Origin of the sequence: Bacteroides sp., from assembly GCF_028690125.1 — a bacterium.
Taxonomy (GTDB): domain Bacteria; phylum Bacteroidota; class Bacteroidia; order Bacteroidales; family Bacteroidaceae; genus Bacteroides.
The window spans coordinates 1-18981 of the sequence record NZ_JAQVBV010000019.1 but is presented as its reverse complement, the minus strand read 5'-3'; the positions used below and the strand labels follow the sequence as shown (position 1 = coordinate 18981).

19 protein-coding genes are annotated in these 18981 nt (G+C 37.7%); all 19 read left to right on the top strand.

Features of this window, described 5'->3' with window-relative positions; genetic code table 11:
* Complete coding sequence (locus PHO71_RS13235) at window positions 1-405, top strand: hypothetical protein (RefSeq protein ID WP_300204020.1); 405 nt, start codon at window positions 1-3, stop codon at window positions 403-405.
* A gap of 8 nt (window positions 406-413) precedes the next feature.
* On the top strand, window positions 414-941 hold the full coding sequence (locus tag PHO71_RS13230; protein ID WP_300204019.1) for a hypothetical protein: 528 nt from the start codon (window positions 414-416) through the stop codon (window positions 939-941).
* Window positions 938-1507 (top strand): hypothetical protein, encoded by a 570-nt coding sequence (locus PHO71_RS13225; RefSeq protein WP_300204016.1) that lies wholly within the window; start codon window positions 938-940, stop codon window positions 1505-1507. Before PHO71_RS13230 ends, PHO71_RS13225 begins: the two co-directional genes overlap by 4 nt.
* Window positions 1504-2343, top strand: coding sequence for a hypothetical protein (locus tag PHO71_RS13220; RefSeq protein WP_300204014.1), 840 nt, complete (start codon window positions 1504-1506; stop codon window positions 2341-2343). The genes PHO71_RS13225 and PHO71_RS13220 overlap by 4 nt, the downstream gene beginning before the upstream one ends.
* Window positions 2340-2504: a hypothetical protein gene (locus tag PHO71_RS13215; protein WP_300204012.1), complete on the top strand. Its 165-nt coding sequence runs from the start codon at window positions 2340-2342 to the stop codon at window positions 2502-2504. The genes PHO71_RS13220 and PHO71_RS13215 overlap by 4 nt, the downstream gene beginning before the upstream one ends.
* A 48-nt stretch (window positions 2505-2552) precedes the next feature.
* A complete protein-coding gene (locus PHO71_RS13210) occupies window positions 2553-3074 on the top strand; it encodes a hypothetical protein (RefSeq protein ID WP_300204009.1) in 522 nt (173 codons plus the stop codon).
* Window positions 3075-3082: 8 nt separating this feature from the next.
* On the top strand, window positions 3083-3271 hold the full coding sequence (locus PHO71_RS13205; protein WP_300204006.1) for a hypothetical protein: 189 nt from the start codon (window positions 3083-3085) through the stop codon (window positions 3269-3271).
* Between the two features lie 2 nt (window positions 3272-3273).
* Complete coding sequence (locus tag PHO71_RS13200; RefSeq protein ID WP_300204004.1) at window positions 3274-7182, top strand: phage tail tape measure protein; 3909 nt, start codon at window positions 3274-3276, stop codon at window positions 7180-7182.
* Window positions 7179-7766: a hypothetical protein gene (locus tag PHO71_RS13195; protein WP_300204001.1), complete on the top strand. Its 588-nt coding sequence runs from the start codon at window positions 7179-7181 to the stop codon at window positions 7764-7766. The genes PHO71_RS13200 and PHO71_RS13195 overlap by 4 nt, the downstream gene beginning before the upstream one ends.
* Window positions 7767-7841: 75 nt before the next feature.
* Window positions 7842-8129 (top strand): hypothetical protein, encoded by a 288-nt coding sequence (locus tag PHO71_RS13190; protein WP_300203998.1) that lies wholly within the window; start codon window positions 7842-7844, stop codon window positions 8127-8129.
* Window positions 8119-8595 carry an RNA polymerase sigma factor gene (locus tag PHO71_RS13185; RefSeq protein ID WP_300203995.1) on the top strand — a complete coding sequence of 159 codons (477 nt, stop codon included), beginning with the start codon at window positions 8119-8121 and terminating at the stop codon, window positions 8593-8595. The genes PHO71_RS13190 and PHO71_RS13185 overlap by 11 nt, the downstream gene beginning before the upstream one ends.
* Before the next feature lie 174 nt (window positions 8596-8769).
* Complete coding sequence (locus PHO71_RS13180; protein WP_300203991.1) at window positions 8770-9768, top strand: hypothetical protein; 999 nt, start codon at window positions 8770-8772, stop codon at window positions 9766-9768.
* Window positions 9769-10189: 421 nt separating this feature from the next.
* Entirely contained in the window at window positions 10190-12151 is a 1962-nt protein-coding gene (locus PHO71_RS13175) for a hypothetical protein (RefSeq protein WP_300203988.1), read from the top strand.
* Between the two features lie 2 nt (window positions 12152-12153).
* Window positions 12154-13725 carry a hypothetical protein gene (locus PHO71_RS13170; protein WP_300203985.1) on the top strand — a complete coding sequence of 524 codons (1572 nt, stop codon included), beginning with the start codon at window positions 12154-12156 and terminating at the stop codon, window positions 13723-13725.
* A gap of 2 nt (window positions 13726-13727) precedes the next feature.
* The gene (locus PHO71_RS13165) at window positions 13728-15305 is read left to right on the top strand and encodes a hypothetical protein (RefSeq protein WP_300203982.1); all 1578 of its coding nucleotides are present in this window, start codon (window positions 13728-13730) and stop codon (window positions 15303-15305) included.
* Between the two features lie 2 nt (window positions 15306-15307).
* Window positions 15308-16459 carry a hypothetical protein gene (locus PHO71_RS13160; protein WP_300203980.1) on the top strand — a complete coding sequence of 384 codons (1152 nt, stop codon included), beginning with the start codon at window positions 15308-15310 and terminating at the stop codon, window positions 16457-16459.
* A gap of 24 nt (window positions 16460-16483) precedes the next feature.
* On the top strand, window positions 16484-16777 hold the full coding sequence (locus PHO71_RS13155) for a hypothetical protein (RefSeq protein ID WP_300203977.1): 294 nt from the start codon (window positions 16484-16486) through the stop codon (window positions 16775-16777).
* Window positions 16761-17813 carry a hypothetical protein gene (locus tag PHO71_RS13150; RefSeq protein ID WP_300203974.1) on the top strand — a complete coding sequence of 351 codons (1053 nt, stop codon included), beginning with the start codon at window positions 16761-16763 and terminating at the stop codon, window positions 17811-17813. Before PHO71_RS13155 ends, PHO71_RS13150 begins: the two co-directional genes overlap by 17 nt.
* A gap of 4 nt (window positions 17814-17817) precedes the next feature.
* A complete protein-coding gene (locus tag PHO71_RS13145) occupies window positions 17818-18720 on the top strand; it encodes a hypothetical protein (RefSeq protein WP_300203972.1) in 903 nt (300 codons plus the stop codon).
* Window positions 18721-18981 lie beyond the last annotated feature (261 nt).

The following is an 18981-nucleotide window of genomic DNA, read 5'->3' as shown; positions in this document are numbered from 1 at the left end:
ATGGATTATATACTTAGAGGAAACGACAAGGATGTAGCCAATGTACTTAAAGAGCAACGCATTCGGATTGGTAGAGGGGTGATTTCATTCACCCCCATATCTGAATGCGGACTTATAACAGAGGAAGATGCTCGGAGAACATTGGAAGACAAACTTGCAGAGAAAGATGAAAAGATCAACGAACTGACTTCATCCAATGAAGCTAAAGATAAAAGCATTGAAAGTATGGAAGCTCGAATAGCTGAACTTGAAGCCTCAGCTACAACAGACAGCAAGATTCTTCCTGCCGGTGATTCTAAAGAGTTGCCAGTAGAAGATTCCAAAGGTGTTGATGTAGTCGAAGCTGATAACAAAAACCTTCCTCCGACTGATGAAAAGAAAGTCGTGAAAAGGACTACTAAATAACTATTGCTATGTTGATTAATGTTTCATTCTTCATATCAGGACCAAGGCATATACAGAATGCTTCGATAGCTGAAATACCTACACATGATTCTCTAGCTGTAAATGAAGCTATATGGGGTTATATAAAGGCGTTTCAGCTTGAATTTCTTCGTTCTGCTGTTGGTTCTGACCTTTCCCGTGCAATTACTGATTATCTTGAAATCGTTGAGCATGAGAAAGAAGAGGCAATAGAAGATGAGGAAAAAGAATCTGAATCCGGATACGCTCTTTTATGTGACAAACTTCGTGAATCATTCGCCGACTATGTGTTCTTTCACATCTTACGTGATATGAATACTCAGGCAACCATAACTGGGCTGGTTCGTTTGAAATGTGCTAATGAGTATATCGCTCCGATCAGGAGACAGGTATCTACTTGGAATGGTATGGTTAAGAAAAACCGGGTGTTCGTAGAGTGGGCTTCATCGAATGATTGTCCTTTTGCTGTGAAGATTGACAAAAATCTATTGACCATGATTAATACTTTCAATCTATGACAGATTTAGATATAACAGACATTTTTCAAGATGTAGTGAATAAACTGTCTCAGGATCTTGAAATACTTTATCCTGATGGGAAAGGAGGAACGAAAGTTATAAGATCCCCCCAAATGAATTTTATTTTCGGTAACGGACAGTACATAAAGGATATGCTTGATACATATAGTAAATCCAGTACCCAATCTGAAAATAAGTTCCCTCTTATTGCCCTATTTACTCCGATCAATGAAGATAGAAGTGATCCGGATTATTTTTCAAAGGCTAAGGTTTCGCTCATCATAGCTTGTTCTTCCCGTAAGGACTGGAATAATGAAGAACGTAAGATAAAGTCTTTCAAGAATATTCTCCGGCCAATCTATAATCGTTTGATTGATGTATTATTGGAGAATAACCATTTTGACTGGGATTTTGATAAAGTGAAGCATAGTTATTCAGAGAATTACTCTTATGGCAGATACGGAGCTTATACGGACTCCGGTGAGGCAGTGAGCGAGCCTATCGACGCTATAAACATTCGCTCAATGGAAATTAAAATTAATAATCTTAATTGTAGAAGAAAATGAGAAAGATTAGAACTTGCAAGAATGCCCAGATGAACACCGGGAGCTCTGCTTGTAAAATAGATTGGGGAAAGGTTAAAGGTGCTATCATTGTAGATCATGGCATTAAACTACCAGAAGAGATAACCGGAGAGGTCCTTGCTGAATTGTGTCATGCAGACCGACCGACTCGTATTTATCCTATCCTCCCGTTCTTGGAATATGCTAAAAATGGTGGCGAACCTCAGGTGAGTGCTGTTGGTTATGGCTCAAACCAATACAATGGCTTGAATGCACAGACCGATACATTTACATTAGGACATTTCGATGAAATTCTTAATATGCAGCTATTGAAGTGTGCAGGGAAAGAATGGGATGTGTATTTCTGGAATAATGATAATATGCTGATTGGTTATAATGATGGTACCGATATTCTTGCCGGTATTCCTATGTCTACCATTTACCCGACAGTGACACCGTTTGCAACTAGTGGAGCCAAGTCTACTATGACTGTCAGTTTTTGCCATACGGACGCTGAGGATAGCCAGAAGAATTTCGACTTTATCCAGTTGGATATTAACCCGAAAAACTACCTTAAAGGACTTGTGGAAATTGTGTTTGAGAAAGCGAAAACGGAAAATGCCTACAAGATCATTGAAAAGGTAGGTGGTTACGATCGTACATTTGAATTTGGCAGTCTTATTGCCGACGGTGCCGCCGAGATCATGAACAATGTGACATCTGCTACTTATGCAGATGGTATTATTACCATTGTGCCTAAAGCCGGGGCTCTTCCTTCATTGAAAGCTCCTTCTGTGTTGTTTGAAAAAGGTATCAAAGGAATTGAGCAGATAGCATGAAAGTAGACGGTGTTACGTTCGTTGAGTCCTCAGTAAAGGATATGACGAAGGAAGAGTTCATTGATGCACATATCAAGGTGATTTGGCTTAACTTGAAAGAAGATAAGCGCAGGAAGAAGCTCTCTGATGTGTATGATACGATAACAAAAGAAACAAAGTAACTGATGGGCTGGGGTGTAAATGCAGCCCGGCCCTTTTAATTCTCTCATATGGCAGATTTCGATAAGTTATATAGTGCAATCCATTCCATTGCTTCCGGTTTTGAGGAAGAATGTGTTAAGTGCATGGAAGAAAATAAGGGTGTACTTATTGATTGCATCCGTGAACAACTATATAGCGGCCTGGACGGTAACGAACATCTATTGAGTCCAGATTATGATAGTGATCCTTATTTCAATGAGCCCGGACCGTGGCAAAACCAAGCAGAACGCTATAAACATTGGAAAGAGAAGATTACTCCACCTCTCAGGGGTGAAATGCTCTATTTACCACCGCGTCCGGTCGAAGTGCCTAACCTTTTCATTACCGGTACTTTCCATGATAGCATTTTTGCTAAAGGCATTAGTGATGGTCTGCATTTTGGAACCAATGGTTTCAAGGAAGGCCCGTCTATCGAAAAGAAATATGGTGAACAGATCCTTTCTGTCGGTGATACTGCTAAAGGGTATTTTAACCTTATGCACCTTCGCCCCTGGCTGGAACGGTTTTTCGGTGAATGTGGATATAAATAATTGAGCGTATGGGGTGCATGTGTGAGAATCGAAAGTTACAGTGTGAGTTGGATCGTATCAGTGAACTTGCTAAGAAAGCGGCTGTCTTGGATGGCTGTATATATGTCGTTTATCAAAAAGAAGATGGAATATATGCTTTTGATAAGTTAGGAGTTGAGATAAATGGAACGATTGTGGAATATAGACATTATTTATAATTATGGCTGATTTAAAACTGAAAGACTTCGTTGATGAAGAAGATTTGAAAAAATTGGTAGAACTTGATAATACCATTGATCGTGTTAGAGCAACATACACCAATGCAGCACAAGAGCTTGCAAAGGGATTAAAGATAAATGTAGATGGAGTTGCCGATCTTGAAAAACTGAATGGCATCTATCAGACTCAGGCAAAAACAGCCAATTCAGCTTCTGCCGAATTAACTGAAGCTCTTAAAAAACAGTCTGAAATTTCCCAGATCGTGACAAAGAGAATAGAAGAAAAATTGAATGTAGAGAAACTATCTTCTGCTGAGATAAAGAAACTGACTAAGGCTAATTCAGATAATGCAGCATCGTTAGAGAAGGCAGCAAAAGCAGAAGTCTCTTTAACCAAGGCGCAAAACTCCGGTACCACTACTCGTAAAAAAGCGATTCTTACTGAAGAAGAACGATTAAAACTCATCCGAGCTGCGATCACTCTTACTAATAAAGATGTTCATAGTCGCTCACAGGCAAAAGAAGTGAATAAACAACTTCAAAGAGCTGTTGATGAACTCAAAGATACAGATGAAAACTACATTAGAACTCTTGCACGCCTTAATTCTACGATCGGTATAAATACCGATTATGTGAAACGTAACTCTGATCGGTACACTCAGCAGAAAATGACTGTTGGTGCATATCGAGAAGAAGTTAAAGCGGCTTGGATTGAATTGCAAAACGGCAATAAATCTATGCAAAATATGGGTATTATCGCTAAAAATGCAGGGATGATGCTCAAAACTGAACTCGCACCTGGTTTGAGTCAGGTTGGTGTCGGCTTAAAAGGATGGGTTGCCGGTTATGTTGGTGCTCAAGCAGTTGTTAGTGGAGTGGTTGCCCTATTTACGAAACTACGTGAGGGTGTGGGAGATGTTATTGAGTTTGAGTATGCTAATAGTCGTCTAGCTGCTATTTTGGGTACAACTTCTGATAAGATTAAGGATTTAACTCTTGATTCTAAAAGATTAGGAGCTGCGACCAAATATACTGCTGCTGAGGCTGCCGATCTTCAAATAGAGTTGGCCAAATTAGGTTTTACAAAGAAAGAAATATTAGAATCCACTGAATCCGTTCTTAGGTTTGCTCAGGCAACAGGTGCAGAATTGGCAGATGCAGCCGCTTTATCCGGTGCTGCACTTCGTATGTTTAACGCTGATACAAGGGAAACCGAACGTTATGTTTCTGCTATGGCAGTTGCTACTGGAAGAAGTGCTCTTTCATTTTCTTATCTTGCTACTGCATTGCCTATCGTTGGACCTGTAGCACAAGCGTTCAACTTTACTATTGAAGATACTTTGGCATTACTGGGCAAATTGTCTGATGCTGGTTTTGATGCCTCTATGTCTGCTACGGCTACACGTAATATTCTGTTGAATTTGGCTGATAGTAGCGGTGCTTTAGCTAAGTCTTTAGGTGGACCTGTTAAAACTTTGCCGGATTTAGTTGCCGGATTACAAAAATTGAAAGATCAAGGTGTTGATCTAAATTCTACTTTAGAACTGACAGATAAGCGTAGTGTAGCTGCTTTCAATGCTTTCTTAACCGCTGCCGATAAAATAGTTCCATTAAGAGAACAAATTACTGGCGTAGATGAAGAACTTGCAGGTATGGCTCATACTATGGAAGATAACGTAAAGGGTGGATTGGCTAACCTTAGTTCTGCATGGGAAGCCTTTATGATAACTTTACTCAAAAATACAGGAGCTATTGCTGGAGTTATTGGTGAATTTACTGATCTTATCCGTTCCATGCGTGAAGCTATTGCCACAGAAGAAGAACTTGGTGAGGAAAGACTTGCTAATGCTAAAAGAAGCGGTCAGGAAGCTGCAAAACAGGATAAGGAATGGGTCAAATCAAAAATGGAAAGTATTGATACTGTTGCTTTTCATCTTCGTAAAGAGGGTGTAGAAGGTACTGAGGCATTTGAAAAGGCTAGGGAACAGCAGTTGAAGATACTTGAAAGATCATTATCCCAAGAAGAAGCGAGATTACAGCTTTACACAAAGAGAAATCAAAGACAGTGGACTGAGTATCATAATCAAAGTTTATGGAAACAGGGATTTGGGCTACAGAAATCTGCAAATGCAATGAAAAAGGATATTAATGAATCCTTTAATCTCATTGAAGAACAGACCGCTTATGTATCGGGATTACAAGAGAGAATCGAGCAAATAAAAGGTATAACTAATGAATATCAGGATGATAATAAGGAAAGCACATTTAAAAAGCCTCTGACTGATAAAGAAAAGAATGCTTTAGAGAAGGCAGAGCAAGAAAAGCAGAAAATAAAGCAAGCTTATCAAGATTCAGAATTAGCATTAATGGATGAAGGACTAGAAAAAGAACTAGCCCGTATTGGCATTGAGTATTCAAAGAAAATAGCTGCTATCAAGGGTAACAGCAAAGAGGAAATTGCTACTCGTAAGAACCTGGCTAAAGAAATGCAACGAGAACTAGATGATTTTTCAATCAAATATAATACCGATCGTGAGAAGAGAGATATAGATAATGCTCTTACTGTTGTGAAAAAAGGTTCTCAGGAGGAACTGGATTTGAAAATACATCAACTTGAACTTCAACGTGAGACAGAAATAGATGCTGCTGTGAAAACCGGTGAAGATGTTTTCCTCATAGATGCTAAGTATGCCAAGAAGAAACAGGAATTATATGAGAAACATGCTTCTGATCAGATATTATTGATTGCAGAGAATGCGGCACATGAGCAAAAAATTCGTGATGAAGAACATATCATGGATATGCTTGCATTGAAAAAACTGCTAGCCTCAAAGATGATATCACAGCAGGAATATGCTGAAGAAGAATACCGGTTAAAGGTTGATTATGCCCGTAAAACAACTGAAGCCGCTATTGACGCTTTGGAATTGGAACTTAATGCTGATAATCTTAGCGCCAGTGATCGTACAAAAATAGCTGAGGAATTACAGAAGTTAAAAGCTGATCTTGCCCAACAGGAAGCCGAAGCTGAGATTGATGCTATTGAAAAAGTAACCAAAGCTGATGAGAAATCACAGAAAGAACGCCTGAAGAATCTAAAGAAATGGCTGCAAACAGCTTCACAGGCAATCGGTAACATCGGTGATTTAATTGGTACTGTTTATGATGGCCAGATTGAAAAAATAGAGAATGAGCAGGACGCGAATGACGAAGCCTACGACCGTGATACTGATCGTATTCAGAATCTCATAGATACAGAAGTTATCTCAGAAGAGGAAGGTGAAGTTCGTAAACGTGCTGCTAAAATGCAAACAGAGGCTAAAAATGCAGAATTAGAAAAGAAGAAACAAGAAATAGCTCATAAACAGGCTGTGTGGAATAAAGCTACTAGTATTGCTCAGGCAGGTATTGCAACCGCACTTGCAATAACGGAGGCTTTGCCGAATATTATACTGGCTGCCATTGTTGGAGCGATGGGAGCTGTTCAGGTCGCTACTATTCTTGCCACTCCCATACCCTCATATGCTGAAGGTACAAAAGATAATGTCGGGCACCGCGGAGGAGCTGCATTGGTTGGTGATGCCGGTAGGAGAGAGGTTGTTATGTATAACGGATTAGCTTGGATTACACCAGATACTCCAACTTTGGTTGATTTGCCGGCTGGCGCACATGTTTTTCCAGATGTGGATAAGGTTGATATCTCTGATTTTGATTTTCCTGATTGGAATATACCTTTCTCACCTCAATATGTTTCCTCAGCAACACAAAATACCATTGTATTCAATGACTATTCTAGGCTGGAAAAGAGAGTAGACAGGACTAACTATCTGCTGACAAAGAGCATAAAACAACAACGTGATGATGCTAATAACCGTGATTTCGAGAATTATAAAAGATGGAAAATGTCATGATAGAAAGATTGAACCAGATATCGCTGAATGATTTCATTGAAATCTCATGTGGAAACTATCATTGTTTGCTTTCTTCTGGTGAATCAGCCTCTGATGTACAATTGAAAGAACGTGCATCCAAACTCATTATAGATTACAGGTCTATCGTTAGCCCTACAGGAATGAAAGCTTTGCTTATGGATAAAGAGGATCTGACAAAAGAAAATGCCAAATTGCTACTTCTTAAAATATGCAAGAACCTCATTGCAATCAATAGCTATAGTGAAGTTCGTGACATCTTTCAAATCATGGATGTTGATGTTCGTAATATGGATGATAAACAAGTCAAGGAAAAGCTTGATTATATGTTACATACTGCCATTTTTGAACATAAAAGGAATGAAGAAAGACGTGCCGGGGAGATTGGAAGCACTAAAAAAAACACTCCTGAAGAGATTCGTAGCTCTTTTGATGCGGAAATTGCTTTTCTTATGACGTATTTTAAAATGAATATTGATGGAAATACGATAAATGCGGCAGTTTATGCCAATATAGTTCATCAGGCAGACATAGAAATTAGTATGAAGTTGAGAAACAGTAAATAATTTTTTTAAATTCAATCGAACATTTTCAAAGGTCGTAAGTATTCCCCTGCCTAGGAATCACAAACGACCTTTTTTATGAATAAAAAAAACAACTCTTATTGCGTAGATCGGTATTTATGCAGTAATCTATTGTCAAAACTGCAAATTTTAGAGACTAAGTGTGACCAGATAACGATAGAGTTATCTGAAGTAAAAAAAATGATTGCGCCATTCCCCCCTGACGTAGGCAATCTTATTGACTCAATTGAAAATTCTGCAAAGGAGATGTATGAACAAAGTGTCAGACATCGCGAATATGTAGAACAGTGTATCAATGGAAAGCCGAGACTTCATTTAAGCAGGAGGATTGACGATGGACTTTGAAAAGACTGTTTCTGAAATTTATCCCTGGATATTACGTGCAGCCAGAAGATACTGTTTCTCAAAACAAGATGCTGAGGACCTAGCTGGTGAGACTGTGATTAAAATGCTCCTGAACCGCGATAAGTATGACAGTTCCAGACCTATAAAACCTTGGTGCATAACCATTATGCAGAATACATACATAACCCTATATAATAGGAATGCACTAATCCATTTTACAAGTTATGATGATTCTTTCTATGAAAGTAGTACGCCTTTTAACGCATATAATACTTTGATATTCCATGATCTAGTTTCTAAAATACATAGGTGTGCACATAAGACGTGTTGTATGGAATGTGTAATTTATTATGCAAAAGGATATACATATGAAGAAATAAGTAAACTTCTGGGCATACCTATAGGTACAGTCAAAAGTCGAATTGCGTATGGTCGTAATGTTATACGTAAAGAAATTGATTATTAAATGGTTAAATAAGCTTTGAGGTAAGTTGTCTAGCGAAAAAGCTCATATTTTAGCGTGTTTGCTAACAAATGATTATGATTCATTTTTTATATATAGATGAATAATATTCAATATTGTTTGTATTTTTGCAATGTTTTAATGGAAAAATGATTTATTTATAAACACTTATTGATTATGAAAGTAATATTTGATACAAATGCCTCAAGACGATACATTGCAAGGATAGATCATAATGAGATAGATAATCATGCAAGAATTAATGCTGTGAAAATGAAAGATAATAACATTGAATTGCTGATAAATCCGATCGTTGTTATGGAGCTAATGTATCATCTTTTAGATAAAAACGACAAGGACTATTATGTGTCTTACAATACAATAAAGGCGTTGGTATTAACTATGGAATGCCAATGTAATTCTAAGAAAATGCCTTTAATGTCAGTAGCAGAATGTATTATTGCCCGTGACTTATTTAATCAAAGAATAGAAGAAAGAGAACAAATGTATTTTAATATAATGTCAGCTGCGTCTTATATTGCACATGGCAAAATTGACAATATAGAGGACTTTATTTCAACAGATTGTGTTACTATTAAAGAATATATTGATAATGTTGAAAATACATTTGTTGAACAAATTAAGGCGATATTAGAAATGGTTCGTAAAAATAATTATCCCGGTGATTTTAATGGTTTTATGGCGAGTGATTTGGTTACAACATTGTTGGCTATCTATATAATTAGAACCACATATAATTTACTATTAAATGAAAATAAAATAAATTCTCAAATTCGCCAATTGTTGCAATATTTCGAAAGTAATCAAGCCTCAAGTTTTGAAGATTTTCAAATGTTATTAAGTGCTCATCCTGAATTTATAATAGTTTTCAAGGAACTACTTAAACACGCTCAAATAATTAGCGATAAGTATCCATCATTTATTACTTTATTTAAACAAGTAATTATAAAGGTGAATAATGGTATGTCTGAAAATAAAATTAAAAATTATATTTGGGATATACTTTTAATGTTTAATGTTACTGATTTAACAATTGATAATGATCCTGTAATCTTTGTAACATCAGATAAGGCGATGTTAGAAGCTGCTAAGATTAGTCATAATAATTTATCAATTATAACATTTGAAGATTTTTCTAAAAAATACTTGCAGTAATTTTTTAGATTAATCTTACGTCAATTTAGTATGAACTATTTAAAAATGGATTATGTGAAGAGGTTAGACATTTTCCCCTGAATAAGGGTCTATTGCCGCCGTTCAATGAAATCAAAAAGGATATAATAATGATATGGGAAGCCATACTTGAAGATCTTGAAAAAAAAGTTGTACCCAAATGGATTTAGTTAAGCATTTAGGTATAGCTCGGAGTTCACTCAATGCTTATTTAAAGGGTAACTGACCACTTGCTTTGAGGCATATAGAAAAGTCCTTAATATTTTTAGAATTAGAAATAATGCTGAAAAACAGTAAGTTATAGCCTGTTTTTGCAAGGTGAGCATTTCAAGAATTTAGCCAATCGGAATACCGGTTGGCTTTTTCTTTATATTTGCCCGTGAACGTTCAAATAAGATTTAAAATGCTTTGCAAATACGCGCTTACTGTTGCCGGAGTCTCATATGATATCCCTATTTCTTGTTTAAGGAATTGGGATGAAATAAAGTATTCACTTAAACGGTCGGATCTTGGTGGCGTAGTACGTACATTCACATCTAAATTTGAATTTATTGATTTTGCATTTTATCTTCTACTTGAGGAATATTTTAAGAATGAATTCAATTCCAATGCTACTATTACTGTATTGTGCATAGATAACAATCATACATATTCTAATCAACTATTCACCTGTCAATTAGATTTTAGTACGTTTTCTCATGATGGATATGTTGTGTCTGTTAATTCTATAGATGATAGTATTGATAGTCTTTTAAAAGCAAGGAAATCTACTCAATATGAGATTCCTGTATCTGAGGTTAAAAGCGATAAAGTATTGAACTATGATAGGATTTCAGTATTCAATTCTGTGAAATACTATCCCTACGACAAGGATTTTGGAAGTAAAGAGCCTGTTGCACCTAAAAATGATGAAGTAGTAATAAACTACAATGGTCAGAATACAGGAAATACTATCGTTTTTCCTTTGCTTGACGGTGATAAATCGGAGATGTATAATAGTAGTGTTATTACATTGCTTGATAACTTCGATCCCAGTAACTATGGAGGTTTAATAAAGTTCAATGCTACCACTGAAGTAGAAGTAAAAATGAATTTCCATGTTGTTCGGAGTTCTAATAGTGCTTTTAGTATAAGGATGGTAATTATAGAAGGACACGCTAATACTACTGTTGGCAGCTTTTATTCAGGGAACGGAAACGAATTTGATGTAAATTGTACAGTGAAGGTATCAAGCCGTTATGCCAGAGCTGGTAATTTACTAAAGATTGATTTTACCGCAGATCCATATACCAGCTCATATTTAAAGATAAGTAAGTTTAAGGAGTTCTCTATCAAGTATAGTTCAATTGATAAGCCGGTATCTGTCGATGTAATTCCTCCGATTAATCTTTTAAAAGGATTGATAAAGAGCATAAATACAGAAAAAAAAGAAATATTTTGTGAGATTAATTCAGGTGTCGATGAACGACTTGATATGGCTTTGATACTCGCAGCCGAAAGTGTGCGTGGAATACTTGAAGCTAAAATATATACTTCTTACAAGAAGTTTATGGACTGGATGGAATCGGAATTCGGATTTGTGCAGAAAATAGACGGTAACACTATTCGCTTTGTGCATAGGGATAGCCTGTTTACGAAGGATATTGTTAAAGAAATAGGTGTCAATCACTCGAATTTTAGTTATTCAGTTGATGAAAGTAGGATTTATTCTACTGTTAGCGTAGGTTATGAAAAACAGGAATATGACAATATTAATGGTCGTGATGAATTTCGCTTCACTACAGAATATACATCCGGAATAAATGTCACTACCAATAAACTAGAGCTTATCAGCCCTTATCGTGCAGATGTATATGGTATCGAGTTCCTGGTTCAAGAAAGAGGTAAGGATACAACTGATAATAAGAGTGATAATGATGTGTTTTTTGTAGGTGCTAAATATGACTCTTCTACGGATAAATATGTTCTGGTTCGCAATGGATATACTGTTACCGGTGTTCTGAACTCTACAATGATGTTTAACTCAATGTATTGGCAGCGTGCTATGCTTGAAGCGAATAAGAAATTTTTAGGTGTTTTTGCCGGCAAACTAAAATTTGCCTCATCTGATGGAAATAGCGATGTAGCAGTGAATGATATTGCATTAAAAGACGATTTTACAATAAACGAGAGACTTGCAACGTGTGGAATTGTGAGTGTTGAAACTTCTGAGTGTGATATCCCTAAAAATAGCGATAGTATTATAACAGTGGAAGAGGGGGGATATCTGTATGCTGGATATTATGAGAATGTAGATGTTTGTATTGGCAGGGCTGATGGCTCCAAGTATAAACTTATTGTCCAATCTGTTTCAAAGTGTGAATAACCATGTTACGAATAAGTCCATTTACCCCGCTATTCTTCAATCCATCTACTGATAGATATGGCATGTACAGCAGATATATTCAAAAGTTTGCTCCTACTGATCAGATTCTTATCGAGGTAGTCACTGTTTCGGAGAAGAACGATTTATCAGGTTATGTCATTGATGCTTTGACAGATGTGAGATTACCAATAGCATGGAATATTTGGGCTATGAATGACACTACTACATTGTATTACTATACTTTGACAGGCTTGGACAATGGATATTATAAAGTAGAATTGAATGGAAATTTGAGTGAACTGTTTGAAGTAACAGATGATCAATCAAAACTAGCTCAAACTACCCTTGTACAGTATTCTATGAAAGATAATATGCAAAGAACTGATTGTGTCTTTATCATTGAAGGTAAACAATATCTTTTTGATTTTCGTGTTCCCGGTGGATTTAAGGATAGCGACTGGTCATTTATAGTGAATAATGAGCAGTTTATGGGACCTGATGGCGATGTTATTGAACTATTTAGCTCTGAATCAACATTGAAGATCTTCACATTAGGAAATGCAGAAGGTTGCCCGGTATGGTATGCTGAACTATTAAATCGTATATTGAGCTGCAACTATGTTTTCTTTAACGGTAAGCGATTTGTAAGGAATGAAAGCAGTGTGCCTGAATTGAATCAAATCTTAGAAGGGTTGAACAGTTATGTATTTAAGATATCACTGCATGTCATATTCAATAATACTAAGATTAAGTTTGATAACCAATATGTAGATGGTACACCTAGTGGTGGGGAACAGGATAGTGCTTCATTAAGACTCTCACGAAACATACTTGTTACTTCTCCACAAACGGGATACATTAAAACCGGTGATATCCTTCCACAAGGAATGTCCTATGAAGACGTTTTCGTTACTATGTTGGAGAAACAATCTTCTGCTAGATTGACCGGTAGATTGTCTACTGCTAATGAGGTTGAATATGGAACATCCAAGGGCTATATAACTTATACCACTACACGGAATGGTCAGGGGATTATGAAAAAATCATTCTATGACGGCTTAGAATCTAATAAACTTATTTTCTCGGAAGAAGCCGGAGGAGTGCAAACTGCTAAACGACAATTGACTGGTTTGTATTTACAAAACGAAACATATACAGCAGAGGTGATATATTCTGCAAGCTCTGACGGCAAATTGCCTGAATTGACATTGAAAGATTCCATCAGTGTGAACGTTCGGCGTAAATGGTTTGCCGGTGTATGTAATACGGTTCCTGTTTCTTCTTCTGATGTGAGGGGATTGTTGAATAGTGGTTTGTATAACGGTTCAGGCACTTATAAGTTTAATGTTGGCCAGTGGAAGATGATTGCCATTTGTATTCCTTCAGGAACGATAAAAGATTTATCTCTGATTGCTTACCCCGGTAACTTCATGGAAGATACAGAGATTACTAGTGGACCTATATCTATATCCGTTGAAGGTGCTAACGGTAGTGAAGCTATAGAGTATAAGATGTGGATTGTTAAGACTGGAGGACTTAATGATCCTGATACATTCACTTTTAAAGTAGAATAACTATGGTAAAGATGAACGGAAGCAGCTTTGCTCTGCAATATAAACGTACTACGAATCGCCCGATGGATTCTTCAGAGAAGTTCTCTACTTTAGAGGAAGCTGAGGCTTATGCCCGGAATACTGATGAAGAAGAATACTTCCCTTATCCTTTGCAGATTATTTCAGTAGAAAGTGAGGCTAAATTATATGTTCTGATTAATGATCCAGATATCTCTACAACAGACAATCGGGAACACTACAAATTGTCTTTTCTGGCAACTGAAAAGGATTTTGGTACTAGATTTTTGAGCAAACTTAATGATGATGAAGCTGCGGGACTAATTAAATTCCTGAGAGGTTTAATATCTTATGGTTTGATTCAGGCAAAAAGCGGCTTGGAAGTTGGCGAAGTCATGGATTCACTCATAGCGGGTATGGGCATACTGCTAAAAGATGGTAGAATACAGGCTGACCGCATGGAGTTGCGGCACTCGCTGACGGTCCAGGAGCTTATTTTTAATCGTTTGTCTGCTATGGAGAGTGATTATTCATTCTCCGAAGCCGGCACGATTGAGAGTGTAAAGCTACTCGAAGATGGTACATACTTATTGCCTCTTCGTAAGCAGTGGGAGAATGATTTTACCGGAATGGCGGAAAATGATGTTGTATATGGATCGGTGAATAACCTTGCTGCCGGAGGAGGAGAGCATAGAACATCATGGTTGCGCATTCTTCATGTAGACACGTCTGCTAACAATATCAACGCGTTTATGTACCCTGATAGTGAAGTGCCTGGAGGTAAGAACTATCCTCCTGAGCCATTGATGATCCTGACCCATCGAGGTAATCCTGTGAATGAAGATCGACAGGGCTGGTGGTATATTTCAAGTCGTGAGAAATGTATCTGTATGCTGGATGGAGTGACGAAACCCATTCTTGAAGAGTCTAATTATTCAGTTATAATCGGTAAGTTAAAGCAGCTCTTGCTATTTGATAACTTACCCATCAACTACCGACATAGCTACATCTATTGTCGTGGTATTGCATTGCAGGATATATTTCGTATCGACTACAAAGGGCAAACTATACGTACAGAAAACAACCGTGGCAAGTGGTCTGCAACCGAAGCAACGGATACACCTTACCAATCAACGACCGGCATATATGATACTGTCTACCATTACGGCTGTAAGTGGATGTGCCTGATAGCTGGAACAACTGAAGAACCTAAATACGCAACTACCGGCTGGGCAATGATTGAGGGAAATCCCGAATTTTCAATTGACATTAACAGCTCAAACGGTTGGTATTTCGATGCGGAGAAATTTGTAACCACATTGACTATTACCGGCATCTTATATAATCAGGATATAACCTCTCATATCTTGGATGAAGACATAGAGTGGACAAGAGAGACAGGTAATGTCACGGAAGATAACGCTTGGTCTGTATCTCATGCTGATATGGGTAAATCATTACCGCTTACGCTTAATGATTTGGGACCTGGCTATATGACATTGACTGGATGTAAGTTTATAGCACGTGTCCTGCTACGTGACGGACAACAGAATTACGAAACAACAGAATTTATAACCTTTTGATTATGCAATCGAAACAACGTAAAATATCAATCAGTTATCGTCCGCTCCAAATCAGTGGAGATATAGAGGTCGTTGGAAGTGTTCCGGATATGCAAGTTTATCAGGCAGACAAAAATGAATTTACTCCTGATTATTGGCTCACCCCTCTGACGTTATTTCCCCGCTGTAATGCAACCGATCCGGATGCGCTTGTTAAAGTAGGAGCTGTAAATGCTTCTCTTATAAATATGAAGTGGTATGAACGTATAAACGGAGTAAGGGCACTTATCACCTCATCTAATGCAAATTATGTAATTACAGAGACAGGATTAGAAAAAGGTAAGCTTCAGGTGAAAAAGAACGTTTCTACAATCAATCCTGTTACGCTTGAGTTTTATGCTGAGTATGTGGATAGTTTACGTACCGGCCAGACACATGTCTTCCAATATAGCCGATTGTTGCGTGCAATTGACGGTACAGATGCTATTCCTGTATTAATGCTTGATTCTCCGTCTACTCTGGATTGGAATCCTTGTCGTGATGTTGTGCAGCAGACGATTACAGCAAGGTTGATTGTAGGAGACATTGATGTAACTACTACGAATAAATGTAGATTCTTCTGGTATCGTGTCTTGGATACAGGTGCATTGGAACAAATAACGGACGGTAACGGAGATAATGACTGGGAATTTGTTTCGCTGAATAAAAATGTGATGGTGATTGATCGTAACAAAATAGATACCGGCATTACTTATGTTTGCAAAGCCTCTTATTCCCCAGCAGGTTCCCCTGCTTCGACTCCAGATATGAATATTAGTTATGTATCTACCTCAATACGTCGCCGCATACCTTCTCTTGATATTGATTGGAAAGGTGTGCCACAACAAGTATCAGATGGAACTAATATGATTTATCCTAAGCCTATTATTCGTGATACAGTAGGAGATATCCCTAGCCCATCAGAATTATTTATTTGCAAATGGTACACTAAAATTGGTGCTGGGAGCTATGCCCTTGTTGCTACAGGCTACACCCCTTCGATACCATTTAAAGACGGTATGATGCTGAAATTGGAAGTTGAAGACAGAGGCCCATTTGTTGCGGTTGTGAGCTCTGATGGTAGCTATATTGTGACAGAAAACAATGAATTTATCATAGTAAGACAAAATGGATAATGTTTAACTAATAATATCAAGATTATGGCTTTTTATATCAAAGTAACAAAAAAAGTAGCGGATAGTTTGGGACTAACCAAGATGCGCAACGAAACAGCAGATGGTAATGTCCTATTATGGCAGGCTGATGTTGCCAAGTGCGAAGGTGATACGGTTTTCGATCGTGCGAAAGCTGTAGGTGGAATATGTCTTACTCCGCAGGAAGCTAAAGCTGAGATTGATGGTCCCGAAAATCCTGTGGATGTGAATACTCCAGATGAATATAAAAGTGATGATGTAATAGACGGAGAGGAGGTAAGTAATGAGTGTAGCAAGTAAAGTCGGCCAAGTAACATTTTCGCAGAAATCCGGCGTGTACATGCCGGCTATCATGTGCGATAAGGGTGATCTCTATCAGGAATATGATGGTGAATCAAGTGCACCGACTAATATTGCACCTGATTTTTCCACCCTGAAGCCTATATTATCCTATATCCTGACCTCATCTCGTGTTGCTGAAGGTGTTGTTGTGCCTTCCTCGGTTAAATGGTACTTCAATGATGTGCTGCTTGCGTTTACTGGAAACGTCTCAACTAATACCTTAGGTGGTGAAACTGGGCATTTCAAGTTTGTACCTTATCAGGCTGGAGTAACCAATTATTTCGGATTACAAATACTTAAAAATCTGGTGAAAGCGTCTGCAGGTGCGAGTTGTACTATTAAGGCAGTTGCTACAGTTACAACAGGTAATGTGTCCGACGAAATACAGTTTGTCTATTCTATTCCTATGACTAAGGGAGTAGGTAATCAAAAGGTAGTTACCATTGTAGCAGGTGATGATAAGTACTTTGCCATCCGGACAAAGGGTGGGAGTGTAATATTGTCTGCAGTGGCACGTATGGGAGCTTCTGAACTAACATCGGGACTTACGTACAAATGGTATAAGATGGGTAATAATGCTTGGGGTGTGCTTACTGGACAAACTGGTAAGACTCTGACGGTAACGGATAGTATGGTTGATACTACGGGAACATTTAAAGTGGAAGTGTATCAGAATAGTACTCTTATAGGCTTAGACACTCAGACTGTCATGGACTTGTCAGATCCTTACGATATCCTAACTAATCCGACTCCTGAAGATGAAACGATTACTTCCGGTACAAATGGTACAGTAGTGTATGCTCCAATTCTCGTCAAACGTGGAGAAACAACTAAGGCTAAGGACATGACTTTCTATTTTGTGTTCATGGATTCTGCTGGAGTAATTCTTAATCCATCGACTGCCAGTACCGCAGCATCTTCGGGTACCTGTACGGAGGCTATGTGCCAACAGGCGGGAGGCAATGTCGCCTGGACTATAACCACTAAAGATTGATGATATGCCTATAGCGAGTAAAACAGGAGAAGTCTTTTATAACCGGAAAGGTGATGCTGGTGAATCAGGCAAGCCCGGTCCGTTGGTATATCCTGCTGGTGAATTCAGAATTAATGAGATATATACCATGACAGAGTTGTCTACTCCGGTTGTACTTTGCGATGGGGAATATTATGTTCTTAATATTTTAGGAACTACAGTAGGCATAAACCCGAAAGACGATTATGCAGCAAATGGTAGTAAAGCCCGCTGGCTTCTTATGACAAAAATGAAGTATGCTTTCGTAGAAGTCCTGATGGCTAATTTTGCAAAGTTTGCAAGTGCTGTGTTCTGGGGGGATTTCCAGTTTTCTCAGCAGGGTGTAGATGCTAATGGTAATGCCACATCTGATTATAGGAAGTTTGGAACTGATGATTTTTCACCGAATATGCTTCTCGATTTTCATTTAGGAAAGTTTAAGTGTAATGAGGTCGAAGTCGAAGGTGTAATAAAGGGAGGGTATCAGAGCAAATGTACTGCTATCGATATGTACAATATGAATGAATTATTAGAGATTGATTTGTCTAAAGGTACTGATTATATTTTTTATGTAAATAAAGGAGGTGGAGTAGACGCTTATGCAAGTCTTCCAACAGATAAAAAGTACATTGGCGTATCTGTTCGTATATCCTTATTTGCTATACAATCATATGCTACAATAACATTTAGGCGAGCTGTATATCGTTTGCGAATTGATTCGTCGGATAAAGTTATGATATCTCTTAATAGCTTTGTCGTATTTCATGGAGTTTCAAGTGTCAGTGCATCTGGCATTGGAGAGACTTGTGAATGGAGAATTGTAAATAGTGGGGATTTCCAAAAAGTAACCAATGCTGAAGGGCAGATTTCTTTTAAAAGTTTAATATGATATGAAAAGATTAAAAGATATTCATATTCGTTCCGAATGAATGATATGGAACTTTAAAAATAGGTTATAATATATAACAAAAATACGCAAATAAATAAATATTAAATCGGGGCTGTTTTTAATGTAATTTAAACGCCCCTCAAAAGTATAATGGTAATGAAAACAATTCAATTAACAGATGATAAAATTATCAAAGTTCTTAATAATGCCATGCCTGAAGGTGATAATGTATCGAAAGGTTTGATGCCTTCAGGAATGGCT